Source organism: Paraburkholderia sp. PGU19, assembly GCF_013426915.1.
Classification (GTDB): domain Bacteria; phylum Pseudomonadota; class Gammaproteobacteria; order Burkholderiales; family Burkholderiaceae; genus Paraburkholderia.
On sequence record NZ_AP023181.1, the window covers coordinates 130,126 to 150,330 of the forward strand.

A 20,205-nucleotide genomic window follows, 5' to 3' on the forward strand; every position below is an offset into this window, starting at 1 on the left:
CCTGGCTGCGCTCGCTGCCGCCGCTGCGCGTGGGCGTGGACAGCGGGCTGCCGCCGTACAGCTATGTCGACGACAGCGGGCAGACGCATGGCATGGCGCAGGACTATCTGCGCTATCTGGCGAACCGGCTGGGAATCAGTTTCGTACGCCAGCCCGAGCCGGGCTTCGCCGCTACCGTGGATGCCCTGCAAGCGGGGACGCTCGATCTGGTCGCCGTCGCCACACTTTATGACCCCGCGTTGCGCGGCACGCCCGTATCGCGCCCATACGCGACCTTTCCGGTTGTCGCCGTCGGCCGTAACGATGCGCCTGCGCTTGGCCAGTTGCGCGATCTGAACGGCAGGCGCGTCGCCGTCACCGACGGCGGCGGTCTGCGCTGGCTGGTGACGGGCGCGGCACCGCAGGCAAGCATCGTCGTCGTGCCGGATGTCGGGGCGGGCATGAACGCGGTCGCCGATGGCAAGGCCGATGTCTACGTGGACGATCTGGCCACGGTTCACTACATGCTGCAGCGCATGCATGGCGACACGCTGCGCATCATCGGCTCCGCGGGCCGTTCGCTGCAGACGGGCTTTGCCATATCGCCGAAGCTGGCCGTCCGGCTGATGCCGCTCATCGACCGCGCGCTTGCGGCGTTGCCCGACTCCGAGCGGCTCTCGATCCAGAACCGCTACTTCGGCGCGAACTACGAACTGGGGCCGTCGTGGAAAGACATCGCGCTGAGGTTCGCGCCTGTGGCGCTCGCGCTGCTGGCCGTGATCGCGGTGCTATGGCGCTCGCGCCGCGTGCTGCACAAGGAGGCGCGCGAACGGCGGGAAGCGGAGCTGCGGCTGATCGACGTGACCAGCAAGTTGCCGGCGACTGCGTTTCAGTATCGACAGGCTAGAGATGGCGACTCCCGGGTCATCTGGCTGAGCGGCAATACCGTCGAAATGTTCGGCAAGACCAGCGCCGAACTGCAAGCCATTCCCGGAGCGGTGCTCGCAGCCGTTCATCCCGAGGACCGCGCCGAGCTTCTGACTGAGGCGTACAAGGCCGAGCAGACGCTGGCGCCCGTGAGCCGCGAACTTCGCGTGCAGCGCCGCGGCGCCTTCCGGTGGACCCGGCTGCACGCCGTGCCGCATCGGGTCGAGCACGGCGATCTCCTCTGGACCGGCAACTGGAGCGACGCCGAAGAACAGCATCAGCATGCAGTCGCACTCGCCGAGGCGCGGGATGCGGCGCAGCAGGCGTCGCGCGCCAAGAGCGAGTTTCTTGCTGCGATGAGCCATGAAATACGCACGCCGATGAGCGCCGTGATAGGACTGATCGAACTGCTCGCTCACAGCAACCTGCGCCCGGACCAGGCGGTCAAGGTGAAGCTGATCTCGCAGGCAGCCGAGTCGCTGCTGCAGATCCTCAACGACATTCTGGACTACTCGAAGATCGAAGCGGGCAAGATCGCGCTGGAGCGGGCCCCCGTCGATATCCGCGATCTGTGCGCGAGCACGTTCTCGCTGTTTTTCTGGCGTGCGCAGGAGGAGCGACGGCGTGCGGCTACGGCAAATTCTCTTCAACCTGCTCAGCAACGCGATCAAGTTCACCTCAGAAGGCAGCATCCGGCTCGACGTCGAACTCGCGGGTGAAGAGGATGGCAAGCAAACCATTGTCTGGCGCGTGAGCGACACGGGAATCGGCATCAGCCCGGATCAGCGGGCGCGCCTCTTCCAGCCGTTCGTGCAGGCTGAAGCCTCGACGACACGCCGCTATGGCGGTACAGGTCTCGGCTTGACGATCTCGCGGCGGCTCGTCGCGATGCTGGGCGGCACGATCGGCATGGAAGGCGAAGTGGGGCGCGGCACCCAGGTCGAGTTCCGCCTGCCGCTGGAAGTGAACGAGCGTGGGTTTCAAAGCTATCCGCTGGCGGGCGTCACCGTCGGTCTTTGCGTTCGCGATGCGTCTGTGCTGTGCAGCCTGACGCAGGCGTTGCGCACGTTCGGCGGCACGGTGGCGATTCTCGATCCGAATGCAACGCTTTCCCCGGATGGCTTGCCAGCGGAGTGCCGGCTGATCATCGACGACCAGCTGACAGCGGAAAGTCCGTCAGCGGACCCGCCGCTTACGCAAGCCCAGCAGAAGCCCGCGTTGCAACCGCAGGTGGGGGACGTCCCCGTCGTTCCCACGACCGCAACGATCACGACGGGCGGATATGTCCGCATGGGGGACATCTGCTATCTGTGCGTCTATCCCGTCACGCTGGAGGGCGTGGCTGCCGTCTGCAATGCCGTCTTGCACGGAGACGCCGAACTGGGGATGGAATCCGCGGCATCGGCGCTCACGCCTGCTCCGCCGCGCAGCCGCGCCGATGCGCTGCGCGATCACGCGCTGATCCTGATCGCCGAAGACAACGGGATCAACCGCCATCTGCTGCGACAGCAGCTGGAACTGCTCGGCTGCACCTGCGACACCGTCGAAGACGGCGTGCAGGCGCTGAAGGCGATGGCGTCGGCGGACCATGCGCTGCTGATCACCGACTGTCACATGCCCGAGATGGACGGCTACACGCTGGCAACCCGCGTGCGCGAACGGACGGATGACGCGCGGCGCATGTCTATCGTCGGACTGACGGCGAGCGTGGGACGGGAAGAGCGCGACGAGTGTCTGGCCGCCGGGATGGATGAGTGCCTGTACAAGCCGGCCAAGCTCAGCGATCTGCTTGCGTGCGTCACCCGCTTCGCGCCGCAGTGCCTGCAAGGGCACAGTGCGCCCGCGAGCGACGCACGGCCCGCGCCGCAGGTGGACGCGCCGCGCGCCACGCCTCAGGTGGCTGGACCGGCCGCCGTACCTGCCGCAGCGACGGAACCAGGTGAACTGCCCGATCTCGACTGGGACGCAATCAATCAGAATTTCGGCAGCACCGGGCGCGACGAGAAGCTGATCGAAATCATCGTCCAGACCATGACGACCGATGCCGACGAACTTGAAGGCATGCTCGGCGAGGCCGAGCCGGCTGTCCTGCGGCAGTGGATTCATCGCGTCGACGGCGCGGCTTCCGTGCTCAGGTACGAACCGCTGAAGCATGCACTGCAGACGTTCCGTGCGAGCGTGCTGACAGGCGAGCGCGCGCTCTACGTTGCATCGGGCGAACAGATGCTGCACAAGCTGCGGCAGATCACCGATCACGTCGCGCGTCAGGTATAGCGGCGATCGCAGCCCGCCTGGTGTGTCGATCGCGTTGTCAGGCGCGGCGCCTATCCTTCGACATGTGGCAGCCGCATTTGCTGCCGGTCATCTGAAACGAGGGGCGGACATGAGCGTACGCAAAGGATTCATCGGCTGCATCGGCGACACGCCGCTCATCAGGCTCGCGGCGCTCAGCGCCGAAACCGGCTGCGAGATACTCGGCAAGGCGGAGTTCATGAATCCGGGCGGCTCGGTGAAAGACCGCGCCGCGCTCTACATCGTCCAGGACGCCGAACGGCGCGGCGCGCTCAAGCCGGGCGGAACGGTGGTCGAAGGCACGGCGGGCAATACGGGGATCGGACTCGCGCATATCTGCGCGGCGCGCGGCTACCGCTGCGTGATCGTGATTCCCGACACGCAGTCGCCCGCGAAAATGGAACTGCTGCGCGTGCTTGGCGCGGAAGTGCGGCCCGTGCCCGCCGCGCCGTACAAGGACCCGAACAACTACCAGAAGATCGCGGGCCGTCTCGCGCAGGAACTGGACAACGCGATCTGGGCCAATCAGTTCGACAACGTCGTCAACCGGCAGGCGCACTACGAGACCACCGGCCCCGAAATCTGGCGCGACACGGCGGGTACGGTCGACGCGTTCGTCTGCGCGACGGGCACGGGCGGCACCCTCGCGGGCGTCAGCCGCTTCCTGAAGGAAAAGAATCCGAACGTGCGGATCGTGCTCGCCGATCCGCATGGCAGCGGCCTTTTCAGCTACGTCAAAACGGGCGAGATCAAGGTCGAAGGCAGCTCGATCACCGAGGGCATCGGCTCCAGCCGGGTGACGGCCAACCTCGAAGGCACGGCGATCGACGACGCGTTCAGCATCGACGATCAGACATGCGTGTCGATGGTGTATCGTCTGCTGCGCGAAGAGGGACTGTACGTTGGCGGATCGACGGGAATCAACGTGGCCGCGGCTGTCGCGCTCGCGAAGCAGATGGGACCGCGCCACACGATCGTCACGCCTTTGTGCGATCGCGGCGAACTGTATCGCGCGCGCCTGTTCAATCCGGAGTGGCTCAAGGACAAGGGCTGGTGGCGGCGTGAAAGACGCCATGCCGGCCACGGTCGATCAGACGCGTTACCGGATCAATTCTCGAAGCGGTTGCCTGCGTCGCGCAGACGCCGTATGCCGCTGTCGAGGTGTGCTCGCGCGCTTTCCTTGTCGCCCAGCCGCATCTGCTCATACGCGCGCTGCGCGATGTCGTGCGGCACGGACTTGAGCGGCCGGTTGCTCTGCATCGCCTTGAGTTGCACTTCGGCGGCGCGCTCCAGGTAGTACAGATCGTCCCAGGCTTCGGCGATGCTCGCGCCCGCCACCATCACGCCGTGGTTCTTCAGGAACAGGATGTCCGCGTCGCCCATTGCATCCGCGATGCGGTCGCCTTCGGATGTATCGAGCGCGAGGCCGTTGTAGTGCTCGTCGACGGCTGTGCGGCCGTAGAACTTCAGCGCGGTTTGCCCGAGCCACAACAGCGGCGGTCCTTCGATGAGGCACAGCGCGGTCGCGTTCGGCATATGCGTGTGAAACGCGGCCTTCACGCGCGGCATGGCCCGATGCAACTGCGCATGAATGTAGAACGCGGTCGCTTCCGGGCTGCCTTCACCCTCGATCACGTTGCCGTCGAAATCGCAGATCAGCAGGCGCGATGCCGTGATTTCCGAAAACGCGTAGCCATACGGATTGACGAAGAACAGATCGTCATGTCCCGGCACGACGGCGGAAAAGTGATTGCACACGCCTTCTTCGAGGCCATGCTGCGCGGCAAGCTGAAAGCACGCAGCCAGTTTGATGCGGGCCGCGTGCACCGCGTCGGAATCGAGCGCAGCGCGGCGCGAGACAGCGGAGGTGTTGACGTTGAGCGTATGAGCCATGACAGGTCCTTTGCGCGTTTCACCAGCCGAGCGACGCGAACAATGGTGGCACCTTGTCGAGCGTCGCGAGCGTGGCGTCGGGCGTGTAGTCGGGCAGGCGCTGGCGGCCGGTGCCGCGGTCGATCCACACGCAGCGAAAGCCGATATCGCGCGCCGCTGCGTGATCCAGATGCGGACTCGCGCAGATATGCACCACGTCGTCGTGCGATACGCCTAGCTGTTCGTGAGCATAGTCGAAAAGGCGCCGGTTGGGTTTGTACGCGCCGGCCTGCTGCGCGGTGATCACGCGGTCGATATAACCGCCAAGCTGCACGACGTTGCCGGCGATCACGTCGTCGTCGGTATTCGACACGATGCACATCCGGTAGCCCGCTTCCTTCAGCGCGCGCAGCGTGCCCGTCACTTCGGGGAAGGGCGGCATCGCGGAGATGCGGCTGGTCAGCAGACGGATGTCGTTGTCGTCAGCGTGCAGGTCGAACTCTTCGAGCGCGATGCGCAGCGCGTGGCCCGCGACTTCGCGGAAGGAGCGGTGCGGTGGCGTCTGTTCCAGCGCGTGCTCGTGCCTGTCGTAGACCGCGATGAACTCGCGCGGATCGATGGCGGCGCCATGCTTGCCGGCGAGGATCGCGGTGACGGCGCCCAGCAGCCCTTCGTCCCATTGAATCAGCGTGCCGTAGCAATCGAAGGTCAGCCACGACGGGCGCAGTGTGTTTTCAAGTGACATGAGAGGCTCCTTTCCGGTGACGTCGGTATGGAACACAGACTATGCCTCGCGCCGCATATTGGGAAATTAAATTAAAATGGCATCCTCAGTGGAAACGTAAATATGAGGCCTTCGCTATGCTCGATCTCGAACTTCTGAAGACGTTGGTGTGCGTCGTCGACGAAGGCAGCTTCACACGGGCCGGCGATCGCGTACACCGCACGCAGTCGACGGTCAGCCAGCAGGTGCGGCGCCTCGAAGAACTGGTCGGCCGTACGCTGTTGATGCGTGACCGCACAGGCAACCAGGTGACGGCGACAGAGCACGGCGAACTGCTCACGCAATACGCCCGCCGCCTGATCGCGCTGTCGCAGGAGGCACAGGACGCGCTCGCGAGCGACGTCTGGCGCACGCCGATCCGCATCGGCGTGCCCGAAGACTTCGACGCGAAGCGCATGGCGTCGATCCTGTCGGGTTTCGTCAAGGCGCGGCCCGAAGCGCGGCTCGAAACGGTCGCGGGCATGAGTGCCGATCTGCATCGCAAGCTGTCGGGCGGCGAGATCGAGATTGCGCTCGTCAAACGCGAGCCGGGCGGCGGGCCGAGTCTCGCGTCGTGGCCCGAATCGCTCGTGTGGGTGCGCGGGCGCATGATCGAAGTGCCGCCCGAAGATGGCGAGCCGATTCCGCTGGCGCTGTTTCCGCAAGGCTGTGTGTACCGCAAGCGCGCGATCCGCAGTCTCGATCATACGCAGCGAAGCTGGCGCGTCGCGTTCGGCAGCCATAGCCTGACGGGCATTCAGGCAGCCGTCGCTTCCGGCCTTGGCATCACGGTGCTGCCGACCACGGCCGTGCTGCCCGAGCATAGCGTGTGCTTCGACTTGCCCAGGCTGCCGCCCACCGAACTCGCGCTCATCGGCGCGGGTGGCTCGATGAACGCGATGCAATCGGCGCTGGTGGATTTTCTGCGCGAAGCGGTATCGGTCTAGCTCGCTAGCTCGCCCCGCGCCGCGCGAAGAAACGATTCTCCGGGCGCGGCAGGCCGAGATGGTCGCGCAGCGTCGTGCCTTCGTACGCGCGGCGGAAAATGCCGCGCCGTTGCAGTTCGGGCACGACTTTATCGGCGAAATCGTCGAGACCGCCGGGCAGATACGGGAACATCACGTTGAATCCATCCGAGCCGCGCTCGACTAGCCATTGCTCCATCTGGTCGGCGATGGTCGCGGGCGTACCGACCATTTCCAGCCCCGAGTAACCGCCGATCCGCTGCGCAAGCTGGCGGATGGTCAACTGGTCCCGACGCGCCCAATCGACGACACGTTGCCGCGAACTCTTGCTGGCATTGCTCTCGGGAATCTCGGGGAGCAACGAATCCGGGTCGAGTTGCGACACGTCATGGCCGAGCGCGATCGACAGCGACGCGATACCGCTGTCGTAATGCACGAAGGTATCGAGCAACGCGCGCTTTTCGCGTGCTTCATCGGCGGTATCGCCGACCACCACAAAAGCGCCCGGCAGTATCTTCAGATGCTCCGGGTCGCGGCCGGCGCGCTCGACACGGCTTTTCACATCGGCGTAGAAGCGCTGGCCTTCGGCGAGCGAGGGCGGCGCGGTGAACACGGCGTCGGCCGTTTCGGCGGCGATCTGGCGTCCTGCTTCCGACGATCCCGCCTGCACGACGACGGGCCAGCCCTGGACCGGCCGCGCGATGTTCAGCGGCCCGCGCACCGACAGATGCTCGCCCTTGTGGCCGAGCATATGCATCCGCTCAGTGTCCACAAACACGCCGCTTTCGACGTCGCGGACAAACGCGTCGTCGGCCCAGCTATCCCACAGGCCCGTGACGACGTCGTAAAACTCGCGCGCGCGGTGATAGCGCTCGCCATGCTCGACATGGGCTTCGAGGCCGAAGTTCAGCGCCGCATCGGGATTGGATGTGGTCACGAGATTCCACCCGGCGCGGCCGCCGCTCAGATGATCGAGCGAAGCGAAGCGGCGCGCGACGTGGTACGGCTCGTCGAAAGTCGTCGACGAGGTGGCGATCAGCCCGATGCGCTCCGTCACCGACGACAGCGCGGCGAGCAGCGTCAACGGCTCGAACGATGTGACGGTGTGGCTGCGCCGAAGCGCGGCGGGCGGCATGTTGAGCACCGCGAGATGATCGGCCATGAAGAACGCGTCGAAGCACGCGCGTTCGAGCGTCTGCACGAAGCGCTTCAGATGCGCGATGTTGAAGTTTGCGTCGGGAAAAGCGCCGGGATAGCGCCACGCGCCCGTATGCAGGCTGACGGGACGCATGAAAGCGCCGAGATGCAACTGACGGGATCGGGTCATGATGGAAGCCCTTGCCGAAAAGGTAAGCGGATTGCGACGCTTGCGCGAAATACGATACGACAAGCGCGCAAATCCGGCTGGCCGACTGCACAAACCGGTCTTTGCAGCGATATCAGCGGCACTTGCTGTTTCCGCATGAAAAGCAAAGCTGCAACGGCGTGATTTGCTACGCACGAAACATTCGAACGACGGCGGCAAGAAGTGCCTATAGTCGGAAGCCTCATGCAGTTTCCATAACCAGCACGCAACCTTCCGATGAACCACACTCTCTCCATCCTCGGCCGCGCGTTGCGCGCCGCCGCGTTCGTCGTGGCGTCGGCCGCGATTGTCTCGCCCGCCCACGCCGACACCCGCGAAGTCGTGATCGGCTATCAGGACATGGTCGTGCCGTGGCGCTACGCGCAGGTCACGGGCGCCGTCGAAAAAGCCACCGGCTACAAGGTCACGTACAGCAAGCTCGGCAGCGGCGCGGACGTGATCCGCGCGCTCGCGTCCGGCTCGATCCAGCTCGGCGAAGCGGGCTCCAGCCCGATCGCGGCGGGGCTGTCGCAAGGCGTGGACCTGTCGCTGTTCTGGATTCTCGACAACATCAACGACGCCGAAGCGCTCGTCGCGCGCGACGGCTCGGGCGTGACGAAGCTCACTGACCTGAAGGGCAAGACCATCGGCCTGCCGTTCGTGTCGACGTCGCACTTCCATGCGCTCGTCGCGTTGCAGCAGGCGGGCGTCGATCCGTCGACGGTTAAGATCCTCAACCTGCGTCCGCCCGAGGTCGCGGCTGCATGGCAGCGCGGCAACATCGACGCGACGTACATCTGGGACCCGGTGCTCGCGAAGGTCAAGCAGAACGGCAAGGTGCTGATCACGTCGGGTGAAGTCGCGAAGCAATCGGGCAAGGCGACGTTCGACGGCTTCGTCGCCGCGCGGCAGTTCGAGCGCGACAACGCCGCGTTCATGACGGGTCTTGTCAAGGTGCTCGCAGAAACGGATGCGCAGTATCGCGATCACAAGGCGGCGTGGACGCCCGCTTCGAAGGAAGTGCAGGCCGTCGCGCAAGAGTTGGGCGCAACGCCCGCCGACGTGCCCGCAAGCCTCGCGCTGTACGCGTTCCCGACGCCGGCGGAACAGGCGTCAGCGGCGTGGCTCGGCGGCGGCAAGCAGTCGGGCGCGGCGGCATCGCTGGCGGCGACGGCGGCGTTCCTGAAGACGCAGGGCACGATCCAGAACGTGCTGCCCGACTACTCGGGCGCCGTGAACCCACGCTTCGCGCAACAGGCAGCGCGATGAGCGCGCTGGAAATCCGCGGCGTCGGTGTGACCTATGACGGTGCGGACGCGCCCGCGCTCGCGGGCGTCGATCTGCGCATCGACAGCGGCGAATTCGTCGTTGCATTGGGCGCGTCGGGTTGCGGCAAAACCACGCTGCTCAATTGCATTGCGGGTTTCGTCGATCCCACGGAAGGCGAGGTGCGCCTGAATGATGCGCCCATCGAAGGACCAGGCGCGGAGCGCGGCGTCGTATTTCAGAAGCATGCGCTGATGCCGTGGCTGAACGTGCTCGACAACGTCGCGCTCGGACTTCGCTTTCGCGGCGTCGCGCGCGACGAGCGGCACGAGATCGCGCGGCGCACGCTCGCGCTCGTCGGGCTGGAGCGGCATGCGAACGCGAAGGTGTACGCGCTGTCGGGCGGCATGCAGCAGCGCGTGGGCATCGCCCGCGCATTGGCGAGCGACCCGCAAGTGTTGTTGATGGACGAGCCGATGGGCGCGCTCGATGCGCTCACGCGCGAAACGGTTCAGGAACTCGTGCTCGACGTGTGGTCGCGCACGCGCAAGACGGTTTTCTTCATCACGCACAGCGTCGAAGAGGCATTGTTCCTCGCGACGCGTCTCGTGCTGATGACGCCTGGCCCGGGGCGCGTCGCGGAAGTGCATGAACTGCCGTTTGCGCGCGAATACCTGGCGTCACGCGATGCGCGCGCGGTGAAGTCGTCGGCGGCCTTTATCGCGTGGCGCGAGCGTTTGACGCGCCGCTTGCATGAGACGGTGCGGGAGGCCGCCTGATGAATTCGATCGATTCTTCGCGACACGGCCCAACGGGCCGCCTGCGAGCGGCGCAGCGCGGCGATCGCGACGCGACGCCTACACGTAAGCGCAAGACTAATCGCGGCATACCCGGCGAAGGCCCGACCGCCACGCTCAGCACGCTGTGCGTCGCGGCCTTGTTGCTGCTGTGGTGGGCCTCGTCGCACTTCGGCTGGGTGCCGCCGCTGTTTCTGCCGTCGCCGGACGCCGTCTGGCGCGCATTCACCGATGCATGGAACGGCCGCATTCAGGGCGGGCTGCCGTTATCGGAACACCTGATGTGGAGCGCGATCCGCGTGTTCGGCGCGTTTGGGCTCGCGTGCGTGACGGCCGTGCCGATCGGCGTGTTGATGGGCGTGAGCCGCGTCGCGCGCGGTCTGCTCGATCCGCCTATCGAGTTTTACCGGCCGCTGCCGCCGCTCGCGTATCTGCCGCTCGTGGTGATCTGGTTCGGCATCGATGAAACGGCGAAGCTGATCGTCATCTGGCTCGCGTGCTTTGCGCCCATTGCGATGGCAGCGCGTGCGGGCGTGCGCAGCGCGACCGTCGAGCAGATCAACGCCGCGTGGTCGCTCGGCGCGAACTTCAGGCAGGTCGTGCTGCACGTCGTGTTGCCCGCTGCGTTGCCGGAGATTCTCACAGGGCTGCGCATTGCGATCGGCTTCGGCTGGACGACGCTCGTCGCTGCCGAGATGGTCGCGGCAACGGCGGGGTTGGGACAGATGGTGCTCAATGCGTCGAGCTTTCTGCGCACCGATGTCGTGGTGATGGGCATCGTGCTGATCGGCGCGATTGCGTGGCTGTTCGATCTGGGTATGCGCGCGCTGGAACGCAAGCTCGTGCCGTGGAAGGGCAAGCAGTAGCGCGCGGGCAGCGTGTTACCGGTTTCCGTCGCTCACGCGCTTTGCGAGCAGGCACAGTATTTCGTACATCAGCGTCGCGGCGACGAGCGCGGTGTTGCCGCTCGGATCGTAAGGCGGCGAGACTTCGACCACGTCGCCGCCCACCCAGTTGAGCCCGTCGAGACCGCGCAGCAGCGCCTGCGTCTCGCGGGTCGTGAGGCCGCCCACTTCCGGCGTGCCCGTGCCCGGCGTGAAGACAGGGTCGAGCCCGTCGACATCGAGCGAAAGGTAAACGGGCGCATCGCCGACAATGCGCCGCGCTTCGGCTGCGACAGCGGCCGGCCCGAGCGCGTCGAACTCTTCGATGAACACGACGCGCATACCGTGATCGAGCGAATAGCGCCAGCCTTCGTCCGAATTCTGCGCACCGCGAATGCCGATCTGAATGGTTCGCTTCGGGTCGAGCAGACCGGCTTCGACCGCGCGGCGAAACGGCGCGCCATGCGTGAACTTCGAGCCTTTGAACGTATCCCAGGTGTCCGTGTGCGCGTCGATATGCACCAGCGCGATCGGCTCGCGCGGCGCCAGCGCCTGGAAGATCGGGTAGGTGATCGAGTGATCGCCGCCCGCTGTCAGCGCGAGCTTGCCGGCGCGGAACACGGGTTCGAAGAAACGACGGATGTCCTCGTGCGCGCGTTCGAGATGATAGAGGTCGGTGAAGGGCACGTCGCCGATATCGGCGACGCGGCAGGCGTCGAACGGATTGAAGCGCGTCACGTGATGGATGCCGCGCATCATCGTGGACATGTTGCGGATTTCGCGCGGACCGAAGCGCGCACCCGGGCGCGCCGTGACGCCGCCGTCGAAGGGTACACCCGCAAGGGCGATATCGAAGGTGCTCGGGTCTGTGCTGAACGGCACACGCATGAAAGTCGGGATGCCCGCGAAGCGCGGCTGCTGCATCTGGGTCAGATCGGTTCCCGTCACATTGAACTCCTGTTTCACTTTCGTTCAGCGCCAACTGCACGCTTTAGAAGGTCGGTGGCGTATTGATCCACAGCACGCGGGTGATGCAATTGCCGGGATTACGGTAGCTGTGCGGCTCGGTGCTCGGAAAGTAGAAGGAATCGCCCGCCCGCAGCCGGTAGCATTCGCTGCCGAGCGTGAGTTCGAGTTCGCCTTCGAGCACGTAGCCCAGTTCTTCGCCCGCATGGCTGATCTGCTCGTCGCTGCGCGCGAGCGGTTCAAGTACATGAATATCGCCTTGCAGCAGTTGCCCGGGGCCTGCCACCACGAGCCGTTCCAGCATGATGGAGCCGCCTGCGCGGCCATGTCGACCTGTGGTTTGTTGCACGCCCGGAAAGCGCACGGAAGGACGTTCGCTGGCGCGCTGCACGGGCGTGACGTTCGCAACGGGACCGGACACCAATGCAGCGATGTTCGTGTCCAGCGCGAGCGCGATCCGGTGCAAGGTTGCAAGCGAGGGCGTCGCGTGGCCGCCCTCGACTTTCGACAACAGACTCTCCGAGCAGCCTGCCTGCTCCGCTAGCGCCTTCAGCGTGAGCTGCTGCACCATGCGTGCGTGCCGCAGCCGCGTGCCAAGACCTTCGGCTGCCGCGCCTTGTGCAGAATGAGTGGCGGCTGCGCGTGGCGTTTTCGCGGCGCGCCGCGGCGCGAGTGAGGACGGCCTGCGGGAAGCGCCATTGCTGGACGTGGGGGTTTTTCTGGTGGCCACCGTATGCGTTCTGTCGATCAGCGTAAAAAAACGGCGTGGCGAGTATCAGGCGAGAACCGTGAACTCGACTTCGACCGGGTTGAGTGCGTTGATGGGAATGATATCCTGCGGACACGCCGACATCACGACGATGCAATCCATCGCGGCCTTGATGTCCACATGGTCGCCCGCTTTCGACACGGGAGGCAGCCAGTCGATCGTGTAATCCGGCTTGACGGGGATGTTCATCCACAGGTTGAACGGCTGCGGCACTTCCCGCGTGCGCAGGCCGATCGCCTTCAGCGCCAGCCGCAGATTGTCCGCGCAGTTGTCGTGATAGCTCTCCACTCCCAGATTCTTGTAGCGATACAGGTCGCAGGCCGCGATCAGCGTGTCGTGCACGCCCGGCGATGTATCGGCGACCAGTTCGGCGATCGGACGGCGATGATTCGTCATGAGCGGGTCGCCCGGCTGCGGAATGATCTTGTCGATAAACGCGCGCGTGTGTTCGAACGAGAGGAATTCGTTCAGGTGCGTGGCATTGAAGATCCACGTATCGCAGACCTGGGTGCCGTGCGGGTTCGAGATACGGATGGTTTGCCCCGCCTTGACACGCACGGCGCGGCCGCTGCGCGCGGGCACCGTATAGGTCTTACCGGGCTCGGGCGTGCCGTCGGCGGAAATCGGTTCGTGCAAGGTGGCGTTCTGGCCGAGTTCCGTGCCGTTGTCGTCACTCGGGTGGGCATGCGTGTGCGTATGCGTGTGGGTGGCGGTCGTGCTCATCTGGGTTCCTTGTCAGTCGTTGCAAAGCGTGGTGAGGGTGTGCGCGAGCGCGCGTGCGCCCAGCACGAGGTGTCGGGCTTCCGTGGCTTCAGCCGGGTTGTGGCTGATGCCGCCCCGGCTCGGCACGAACAGCATCGCCGTTGGGCAGTGCTGCGCGAGATACATCGCGTCGTGAAAGGCGCCCGACGTGAGGCGCAGCGCAGGCGCGTCGAGCGCGTGGCAGGCAGCGTCGAGCCGCGCGAGTACCGACGCGTCGAAACGCACTGGCGCGTGAGTGAAAAGCGGCGCGATGCGCGCGCCGTGGCGTCTGGCGCAAGCCGATACCTGCTCGTCGAACGCATCCAGCACGTGGGCGTCGGGGTGACGGAAATCGACGGAGAAGGTCACGTCGGATGGAATCGTGTTGATCGAATTCGGCGTTACGCTCCAGCGGCCGAACGTGATGCGCGTGTGCTCGCCGCCCAATGACGTGGCTATTTCTTCGAGCGAAGCGCGCAGCGCGACGGCGAGCGTCATCGCGTCGCGGCGCATCGGCATTGGCGTGGTGCCGGCGTGCGCAGCCACACCTTCGCAGTGAAATTCATACCAGCGCACGCCCTGAATGCCCGTGACGACGCCGAGCGGCACGTCGGCACTCTCCAGTTGCGGACCTTGCTCGATATGCAACTCGACGAACGCATACGCAGGCGGCGCGTCGCCGCGTGACGGCAGGTCGGGTAAGGCGCGCCGATAGCTCTCCAGCGCGGCGCGCAATGTGACGCCGTCGGCGTCGGCGGCGTCCAGGTAGGCGGGCATGCGCGACGGCTCGACGAATGCGCTCGATCCCATTGCGCCGGGCGCGAAGCGCGTGCCTTCTTCGTTGGTCCAGATCGCGACTTCGAGTGGCCGGCGCGTACGGATGCCCGCATCGTTGAGCGCGGCGATGCATTCGAGCCCGGCGAGCAGGCCGTAGCAGCCGTCGAGCTTGCCGCCCGACGGTTGCGTGTCGATGTGGCTGCCCGTCATCACGGGCGACGCAGCGTCGATGCCGGGCCGGCGGATGAACAGGTTCGCGCATGCGTCGGTGGAGACGGTGCAGCCCAACGCGTGCGCACGTGCGACTAGATGACGGCGCGCGTCCAGATCCGTTGCGCCAAGGGCGGGGCGGTTCACGCCGCCATCGGACGGTGCCCCGAATGCCGCGAGTGCTTCGATCGATGCAAGCAGGCGTGTCTCGTCGACACTTTGCGCGGCACGCCGTGCAGCGTCATCGTGTGCAGGTTGACCGGCCCTCATCATGACGACGCTCCCGATGTTTGCACCACGCTGTCAGCCCTTCCTGCCGATGCGCTAAAGCTCAGGCTGCGATCGAACCACGGCTTGAGAAACTGCTGAAGACGCGGCGTGCGCGAGTTGCCGAAGAGCTGTACAGGCGGCCCCGACTCGACGATCTGACCGGCTTCCATGAACATGACCTTGTCGGAAATCTTCGCGGCGAAACTCATTTCGTGTGTGACCATGACCATCGTCATGCCGTCCTGTGCGAGTGAACGGATCACGTTCAGCACTTCTTCGACGAGTTCGGGATCGAGCGCCGAAGTCGGTTCGTCGAGCAACATCACTTCCGGCTCGATGGCAAGCGCACGCGCGATGCCGACGCGCTGCTGTTGTCCGCCGCTCAACCGCGCGGGATAGACGTCCGCCTTGTGCTGCAGGCCGACGCGAGCGAGCGCCGCTTGCGCCTTGGCGCGCGCGTCCGCGCGGCGCATCTTTTTGGACAGCACGAGCGGCGCGGCGACGTTGTCGAGTACGCTCATGTGCGGCCACAGATTGAACTGCTGAAACACCATCGACACCGGGCGCCGCACCTCCGCGACGCTCGCCTCGCTGTCGCGATCGCGCGGCGTGCGGCCAGCGGAGCGATAGCCGAGCAGTTGCCCTTTGATCCAGACTTCGCCTTCGTCGTAGGGTTCGAGGAAGTTCATGCAGCGCAGCGCCGTCGTCTTGCCCGAGCCGGACGGCCCGATCAGCGTGACGATCTCGCCGCGCATCACGTCGAGGTCGATGCCCTTGAGCACGCGGGTTGCGCCGTACGACTTGCCGACGGCGCGCAGCTTGAGTATGGGTTGAGCGCTCATGTGGCTTTATGTGTGGCTTGATTTGCGGCGTTGCGCAGAAAAGAGTTCATCGCCGTCGCGCGCTGCGCGAGCAGCGACACGGCCTGCGTGAGCAGCCAGTAGCTCACGATCAACAGCGCATACGGACCGATGTACGTGTAAGTGGAGGCGACGATGTCGCTGGCCGTCATCGTCAGTTCGGGCACCGTGATGATGGATGCCACGGCGCTCTCCTTGATCACGAGAATGATCTGGTTCGCGAGCAGCGGCACCGCGAACTCGAGCGCCTGCGGCAGTTCGATCGCGCGGAACGCGGCCCAGCGGTTCACGCCGAACGCCTGCGCGGCCTCGATCTGACCACGCGGCACGCTGGCCCATGCAGCGCGAAAAATCTCCGCGAAATACGCGCTCGCATAGATCGCGAGCGACACGACCGTTGCTTGCACGGCCGTCATCGTGATACCGAAAACGGGCAGCCCGAAGTAGACGATCATCAGTTGCGACAGATACGGCATGCCGCGAATCAGCCAGACGAACAGGCCGTAGGGCGCGGCAAGCACGCGGACGTAACGCAGGCGCAACGCGTTGAGCGTGAAACCGCCGGCCATGCCGAGCATAGCCGCGATCAGGCTGACTTCGAGCGTGACGAGCATCGCGTCGGCGAAGCGTGGAACGAGAGCGAGCAGGTTATCCATGCGAGTGATCCCCGGTCATGCGCGCGACGCCGCGCGGCGCTCGTAGCAATGCGCGGCGAAGGACAGCAGCGTGGTGATGGCCAGATAGAAGAGCGCGGCGCACGTGTACACCTCCAGCGGCCGGTACGTCGATGACGACAGTTGCTGGCCGACGCGCATCAGGTCCGTGACGGATATCACCGACACCACCGCCGACGCCTTGACGATATCGATCATCTCCGACACGAGCGCAGGCAGTGTCACCCGCACCACCTGCGGCACTTCGATGTGCCACAGCACCTGACGGCGCGTCAGATTGAACGTGACGGCCGCTTCGATCTGCCCGCGTGCGATCGAGCGAAAGCCCGCGCCGAGAATCTGCGACTGATACGCGGCCGTGTTCATCGACAGCCCGATGGCCGCCGCGACGATGCCGGGCACCGCGAGCCCGAGCGCCGACGGCAGGTAATACATCACGAGCAGTTGCGCGAGCACGGGCGTGCCGCGAAACACGCTGACATAGACCCGCGCGGCGCCCGCGAGCAGCCGGCTCTCGCTTGCCGACATCGTGTAGATGAAGATGCCGGCAAAGAAGCCGCAGAACACGGCAGCCGCCGACAGCCACAGCGTCGTCAATGCGCCGTCCAGCAGTTGCGGCAGATAGCCGGCGCAGCGTGCGAGCAGATCGGGAGCGTTCATCTATCGGATCGCGGCAAGTCAGATGGAGGGCGCGGGGACGGCGTCGACGGGGACGTCCATCGTCGAGCCGAACCACTTCTCCTGCAGCTTCTTCATCGTGCCGTCGCGGTTCGCACGTGCGATGCCGTCGCTAAAGAGCTTGACGAGCGCAGCGCTGTCGCTGTCCTTGCGCGCGACCCACGCGAAGTAGCTCTTCGGCCCGATCGTCTGCGGCAGCAGCGTGAACACACCGGGACGCGATTTCATCAACGGCCCCAGGTTTGCGACCGATTGCGCGACGGCATCGAGCCGTCCCACGGCGAGATCGGCATAGGCTTCGTCGAACGCAACGTACTGCTTGATCTGCTTGATGCCGGGGCCGCCAGCGTCTTTCAGTTTCTTGTCGAGCGCCTGCAATGCCTGTAGCTGCGCCGAGCCCGTCTGCGAGCCGACGATCTTGCCGTTCAGGTCGTCGGGAGACTTGATGCTCGTGTCGCCGTTGCGCAGCAGCACGCCCGTCGTCGCGTCGGCGATGGGCAGGGTGAACGCGAAGTGGCTGACGCGGTCCTTGTTGACGGTAACGGCCGTGACGACGATATCGAAGCGCTTGGCGTCGAGTCCCGGCAGCAGTCCCTGAAACGGCAGGTCGAGTTGCTTGACCTTCACATCGGGTATCGACTTCAGCACGTAGGCCATCAGATCCGCGTCATAACCGACGATCTTGCCGTTATCGACGTACTCGAAGGGCGCGTAACGGGCCTCCGTCGCGATGGTGATTTCCTTGTTCGTCTTGATGCGCGTCAGTAGATCGTCGGACTGCGACCAGCCCGGCGTGGCGGTGACGAGTGCGAGCGCACCGAGCAGCGAGAAGACCAGACTGCGAAGAGGCTTGTTCATGACGCTTCCTTGTGAAAGGCCCGTGGCCGAGTATGAAAGTGAAAAGAATGAAATTCAAGTTACTTGAATGAGGTTCAATAAGCATGAGGCGTGCCATGCGAGACGGCCTTGTCGCGCAGGGAAGCCGGCGCGCGAGATGCACCGGCGCGGGGAGTTTTTGGCGCCGCCGAGGTCGCGCGCGGCGCACGATGCACCGCGCTGGGGATGCCGTGCCACGCGCCGATGTCGCAATTCGTCACATCGATGTCGCGCTGGCATCACAGAAGCCATGCGGCGCCGCCGTTAGTCCTGTAGACGGCCTGCGATCGCATGGCCAGTTCCGATTCCGTTCTGACTACTGGAGAAACGCTGCGCGCGCCGCACTTTCGGCGCGCACGCTGCTTTGCGCTCATGTTCAGAAACACCACGATTCGCGGCGGGCTCGCCGCCACCATCTCGGGTTGCACGCTGCTGTTGATGCTGGTCATCGCGGCGGCTGTGTTTGCGCTCTTCAAGAGCAACGCCGCGCTCGATGCGATGTATCGGGACGACACGGCTTCCGTCGTGCATCTGAAGACCAGCTCCGAGCGGTTGCTGGTGTTCCGCACGGGGCTCGCCGACGTCGAGCAACTGATCAGTGCGGGCAAGCCGGCTGCCGCCGAGATCAAACAGCTGCATGTGCTGCTCGCCGAGAGCAACCGCGAGCTCGATGCGTACCGTGCGCTGCACGCGCCCGAGGAGCAGGAAACGACGCTGCTCTCTGCGATGACGGACAAACGCGACCGTCTGTTGACGCAGGCCTTTTCGAAGGCCCTCAAGCAGCTCGACGAAGAAAATCTGGTCGACTTCCTGAGCACACAGCGCGAGATGCCCGTCGCGCTGTTCGACGAATACCAGAAGGCGCTCATCGCGCTGGAGGATTTTCAGGTGCAGCGCCAGCGTATGCGCTTCGATCACGCGAACGAGCGCTTTCAGATGACACTCTGGGGTTTCGGCGCGGCTGGATTGAGCGCGCTGATCGTCGGCATGCTCGCGCATCGGGGGCTGACGCGGGCGATCGTCACGCCCGTCAACGCCGCCGTCGAATACTTCGCGAGGATCGCAGCAGGCGACCTCACGGCTGTCGTCAAAACGGAGCGCCGCAATGAAATGGGTTATCTGCTCGACGCGCTGAACGACATGCAGCAAGGTCTCGTCGCCGTCGTGCGCAAGGTCAGGGCGGGGACGGACGCGATCATGCACGATGCGCGAGCAATTGCCAGCGGCAACCGCGATCTGTCGATGCGCGCCGGCGATCAGGCCGCCTCGCTCCAGCAGGCGGCCGCAAGCATGGAACAACTGACGGCCACGGTGCGGCAGAACGCCGACAATGCGCACGACGCGAGCGCGCTCGCCACCCGTGCATCCGACATTGCGACACGCGGCGGCGAAGTGGTGCGTCAGGTCGTCGATACGATGGATGCGATTTCGGATAGCTCGGCGCGCATTGTCGGCATTGTCGGCGTGATCGAGAGCATTGCGTTCCAGACCAATATTCTTGCGCTGAACGCAGCCGTCGAAGCGGCGCGAGCGGGAGATCAGGGGCGCGGCTTCGCGGTGGTGGCCAGCGAGGTGCGGCATCTGGCGCAGCGCAGCGCGACCGCTGCAAAGGAAATCAAGGAACTGATCGGCAATTCGACGCTGAGCGTGCGTGCGGGAAGCGAACTGGTCTTGCGCGCGGGCTCGACGATGGACGACATCCTCAAGGCCGTGCAGAGCGTGAACGCGATCATGGCGGATATCAGTCTTGCGTCGCGCGAGCAGACGGCGGGTATCGAACTGGTCAACGCGACCGTCGTGCAGATGGAAGCGATGACGCAGAGCAACGCAACGCTGGTCGAGTCGGCGTCGACCACGGCGGCTTCGCTGGAAGCGCAAAGCGAGCATCTGCACGGCGCCGTGGCGATATTCCGTGTGAGCGGGGACGAGCGGCCCGGGTGACAGCACATGGCGCCGATGGATCTGTTGGGTTGTCTCAGGCAGGCGATCAGCGAAAGTTGGCCGCAACCCGCCATTGCGGCCGTTCCGTCGGGCCGCGTCAACGCCCACCATCGGCCGCGGAGCCTTGACTGGCGGGCCTTCAGAGGTTCGTCCACGACCTTGCAAGCACGATTGGCATAGCCCATGCGGTTGTCGCTGCGGGCGCAACGACGATCGTTGTCGCGCGATGCGTGGCGTTCTGCCGCGCGGATCGAGTCCGCGAAACCGTGTTGATCGTTTGAGCCTTCCATTGCGCGCGCAGGCGGGACCTCGCGCGCTCCATCGGATTGCACCAGGCGCGTCGCAACACATGG

Annotated in this window: 18 protein-coding genes and 1 pseudogene; 8 read left to right on the plus strand and 11 right to left on the minus strand. The window is 65.2% G+C overall.

Going from position 1 to position 20,205, the window contains the following annotated elements:
* The first annotated feature begins 29 nt into the window (after window positions 1-29).
* From H1204_RS51610 to H1204_RS30475, 3 genes and pseudogenes are all read left to right on the plus strand, one after another.
* Window positions 30-1,625, plus strand: coding sequence for a transporter substrate-binding domain-containing protein (locus H1204_RS51610; protein WP_243468899.1), 1,596 nt, complete (start codon window positions 30-32; stop codon window positions 1,623-1,625).
* Window positions 1,531-3,180, plus strand: a complete 1,650-nt coding sequence (locus H1204_RS51615) for an ATP-binding protein (protein WP_243468900.1) — start codon at window positions 1,531-1,533, stop codon at window positions 3,178-3,180. Before H1204_RS51610 ends, H1204_RS51615 begins: the two co-directional genes overlap by 95 nt.
* A 109-nt stretch (window positions 3,181-3,289) precedes the next feature.
* A pseudogene (locus H1204_RS30475) lies at window positions 3,290-4,249 on the plus strand (cysteine synthase A); the annotation flags it as partial.
* 56 nt (window positions 4,250-4,305) lie between these two features.
* On the opposite strand, the gene H1204_RS30480 reads toward H1204_RS30475, so the two are convergent.
* Together H1204_RS30480 and H1204_RS30485 are read right to left on the minus strand one after the other, a co-directional pair.
* Window positions 4,306-5,091: an aldolase gene (locus H1204_RS30480; RefSeq protein ID WP_180734310.1), complete on the minus strand. Its 786-nt coding sequence runs from the start codon at window positions 5,089-5,091 to the stop codon at window positions 4,306-4,308.
* 19 nt (window positions 5,092-5,110) lie between these two features.
* The gene (locus tag H1204_RS30485) at window positions 5,111-5,815 is read right to left on the minus strand and encodes a haloacid dehalogenase type II (protein ID WP_180734311.1); all 705 of its coding nucleotides are present in this window, start codon (window positions 5,813-5,815) and stop codon (window positions 5,111-5,113) included.
* Between the two features lie 116 nt (window positions 5,816-5,931).
* Between H1204_RS30485 and H1204_RS30490 the strand changes: the two genes are divergently transcribed.
* Window positions 5,932-6,780 carry a LysR substrate-binding domain-containing protein gene (locus H1204_RS30490; protein ID WP_180734312.1) on the plus strand — a complete coding sequence of 283 codons (849 nt, stop codon included), beginning with the start codon at window positions 5,932-5,934 and terminating at the stop codon, window positions 6,778-6,780.
* 4 nt (window positions 6,781-6,784) lie between these two features.
* Here the strand turns inward: H1204_RS30490 and H1204_RS30495 are convergent, their stop codons facing one another.
* Entirely contained in the window at window positions 6,785-8,125 is a 1,341-nt protein-coding gene (locus H1204_RS30495; RefSeq protein WP_180734313.1) for an LLM class flavin-dependent oxidoreductase, read from the minus strand.
* Between the two features lie 255 nt (window positions 8,126-8,380).
* Between H1204_RS30495 and tauA the strand changes: the two genes are divergently transcribed.
* Genes tauA through H1204_RS30510 form a run of 3 tightly spaced genes read left to right on the plus strand, consistent with a single transcriptional unit; the run spans window position 8,381 to window position 11,072 of the window.
* Window positions 8,381-9,412: a taurine ABC transporter substrate-binding protein gene (tauA, locus tag H1204_RS30500; RefSeq protein ID WP_180734314.1), complete on the plus strand. Its 1,032-nt coding sequence runs from the start codon at window positions 8,381-8,383 to the stop codon at window positions 9,410-9,412.
* The gene (locus H1204_RS30505; protein ID WP_180734315.1) at window positions 9,409-10,188 is read left to right on the plus strand and encodes an ATP-binding cassette domain-containing protein; all 780 of its coding nucleotides are present in this window, start codon (window positions 9,409-9,411) and stop codon (window positions 10,186-10,188) included. Before tauA ends, H1204_RS30505 begins: the two co-directional genes overlap by 4 nt.
* A complete protein-coding gene (locus H1204_RS30510; protein WP_180734316.1) occupies window positions 10,188-11,072 on the plus strand; it encodes an ABC transporter permease subunit in 885 nt (294 codons plus the stop codon). Before H1204_RS30505 ends, H1204_RS30510 begins: the two co-directional genes overlap by 1 nt.
* 15 nt (window positions 11,073-11,087) lie before the next feature.
* Here H1204_RS30510 and speB read toward each other — a convergent pair whose 3' ends face one another.
* The 8 genes from speB to H1204_RS30550 form a co-directional block, all read right to left on the minus strand.
* Window positions 11,088-12,038: an agmatinase gene (gene speB, locus H1204_RS30515; protein ID WP_180734317.1), complete on the minus strand. Its 951-nt coding sequence runs from the start codon at window positions 12,036-12,038 to the stop codon at window positions 11,088-11,090.
* 43 nt (window positions 12,039-12,081) lie between these two features.
* Window positions 12,082-12,627 carry a cupin domain-containing protein gene (locus H1204_RS30520; protein ID WP_243468901.1) on the minus strand — a complete coding sequence of 182 codons (546 nt, stop codon included), beginning with the start codon at window positions 12,625-12,627 and terminating at the stop codon, window positions 12,082-12,084.
* A gap of 204 nt (window positions 12,628-12,831) precedes the next feature.
* Entirely contained in the window at window positions 12,832-13,548 is a 717-nt protein-coding gene (locus tag H1204_RS30525) for an urea carboxylase-associated family protein (RefSeq protein ID WP_180734319.1), read from the minus strand.
* 12 nt (window positions 13,549-13,560) lie between these two features.
* Complete coding sequence (locus H1204_RS30530) at window positions 13,561-14,826, minus strand: M20 family metallo-hydrolase (RefSeq protein WP_180734320.1); 1,266 nt, start codon at window positions 14,824-14,826, stop codon at window positions 13,561-13,563.
* Window positions 14,823-15,665 carry an amino acid ABC transporter ATP-binding protein gene (locus tag H1204_RS30535; RefSeq protein WP_180734321.1) on the minus strand — a complete coding sequence of 281 codons (843 nt, stop codon included), beginning with the start codon at window positions 15,663-15,665 and terminating at the stop codon, window positions 14,823-14,825. Before H1204_RS30535 ends, H1204_RS30530 begins: the two co-directional genes overlap by 4 nt.
* On the minus strand, window positions 15,662-16,339 hold the full coding sequence (locus H1204_RS30540; protein ID WP_180734322.1) for an amino acid ABC transporter permease: 678 nt from the start codon (window positions 16,337-16,339) through the stop codon (window positions 15,662-15,664). The genes H1204_RS30535 and H1204_RS30540 overlap by 4 nt, the downstream gene beginning before the upstream one ends.
* A 15-nt stretch (window positions 16,340-16,354) precedes the next feature.
* Window positions 16,355-17,017: an amino acid ABC transporter permease gene (locus H1204_RS30545; protein WP_180734323.1), complete on the minus strand. Its 663-nt coding sequence runs from the start codon at window positions 17,015-17,017 to the stop codon at window positions 16,355-16,357.
* 18 nt (window positions 17,018-17,035) lie between these two features.
* Window positions 17,036-17,893, minus strand: a complete 858-nt coding sequence (locus H1204_RS30550) for a transporter substrate-binding domain-containing protein (RefSeq protein ID WP_180734324.1) — start codon at window positions 17,891-17,893, stop codon at window positions 17,036-17,038.
* A gap of 390 nt (window positions 17,894-18,283) precedes the next feature.
* Here H1204_RS30550 and H1204_RS30555 point away from each other — a divergent pair, with 390 nt between their 5' ends.
* The gene (locus H1204_RS30555; RefSeq protein ID WP_180734325.1) at window positions 18,284-19,852 is read left to right on the plus strand and encodes a methyl-accepting chemotaxis protein; all 1,569 of its coding nucleotides are present in this window, start codon (window positions 18,284-18,286) and stop codon (window positions 19,850-19,852) included.
* Window positions 19,853-20,205 lie beyond the last annotated feature (353 nt).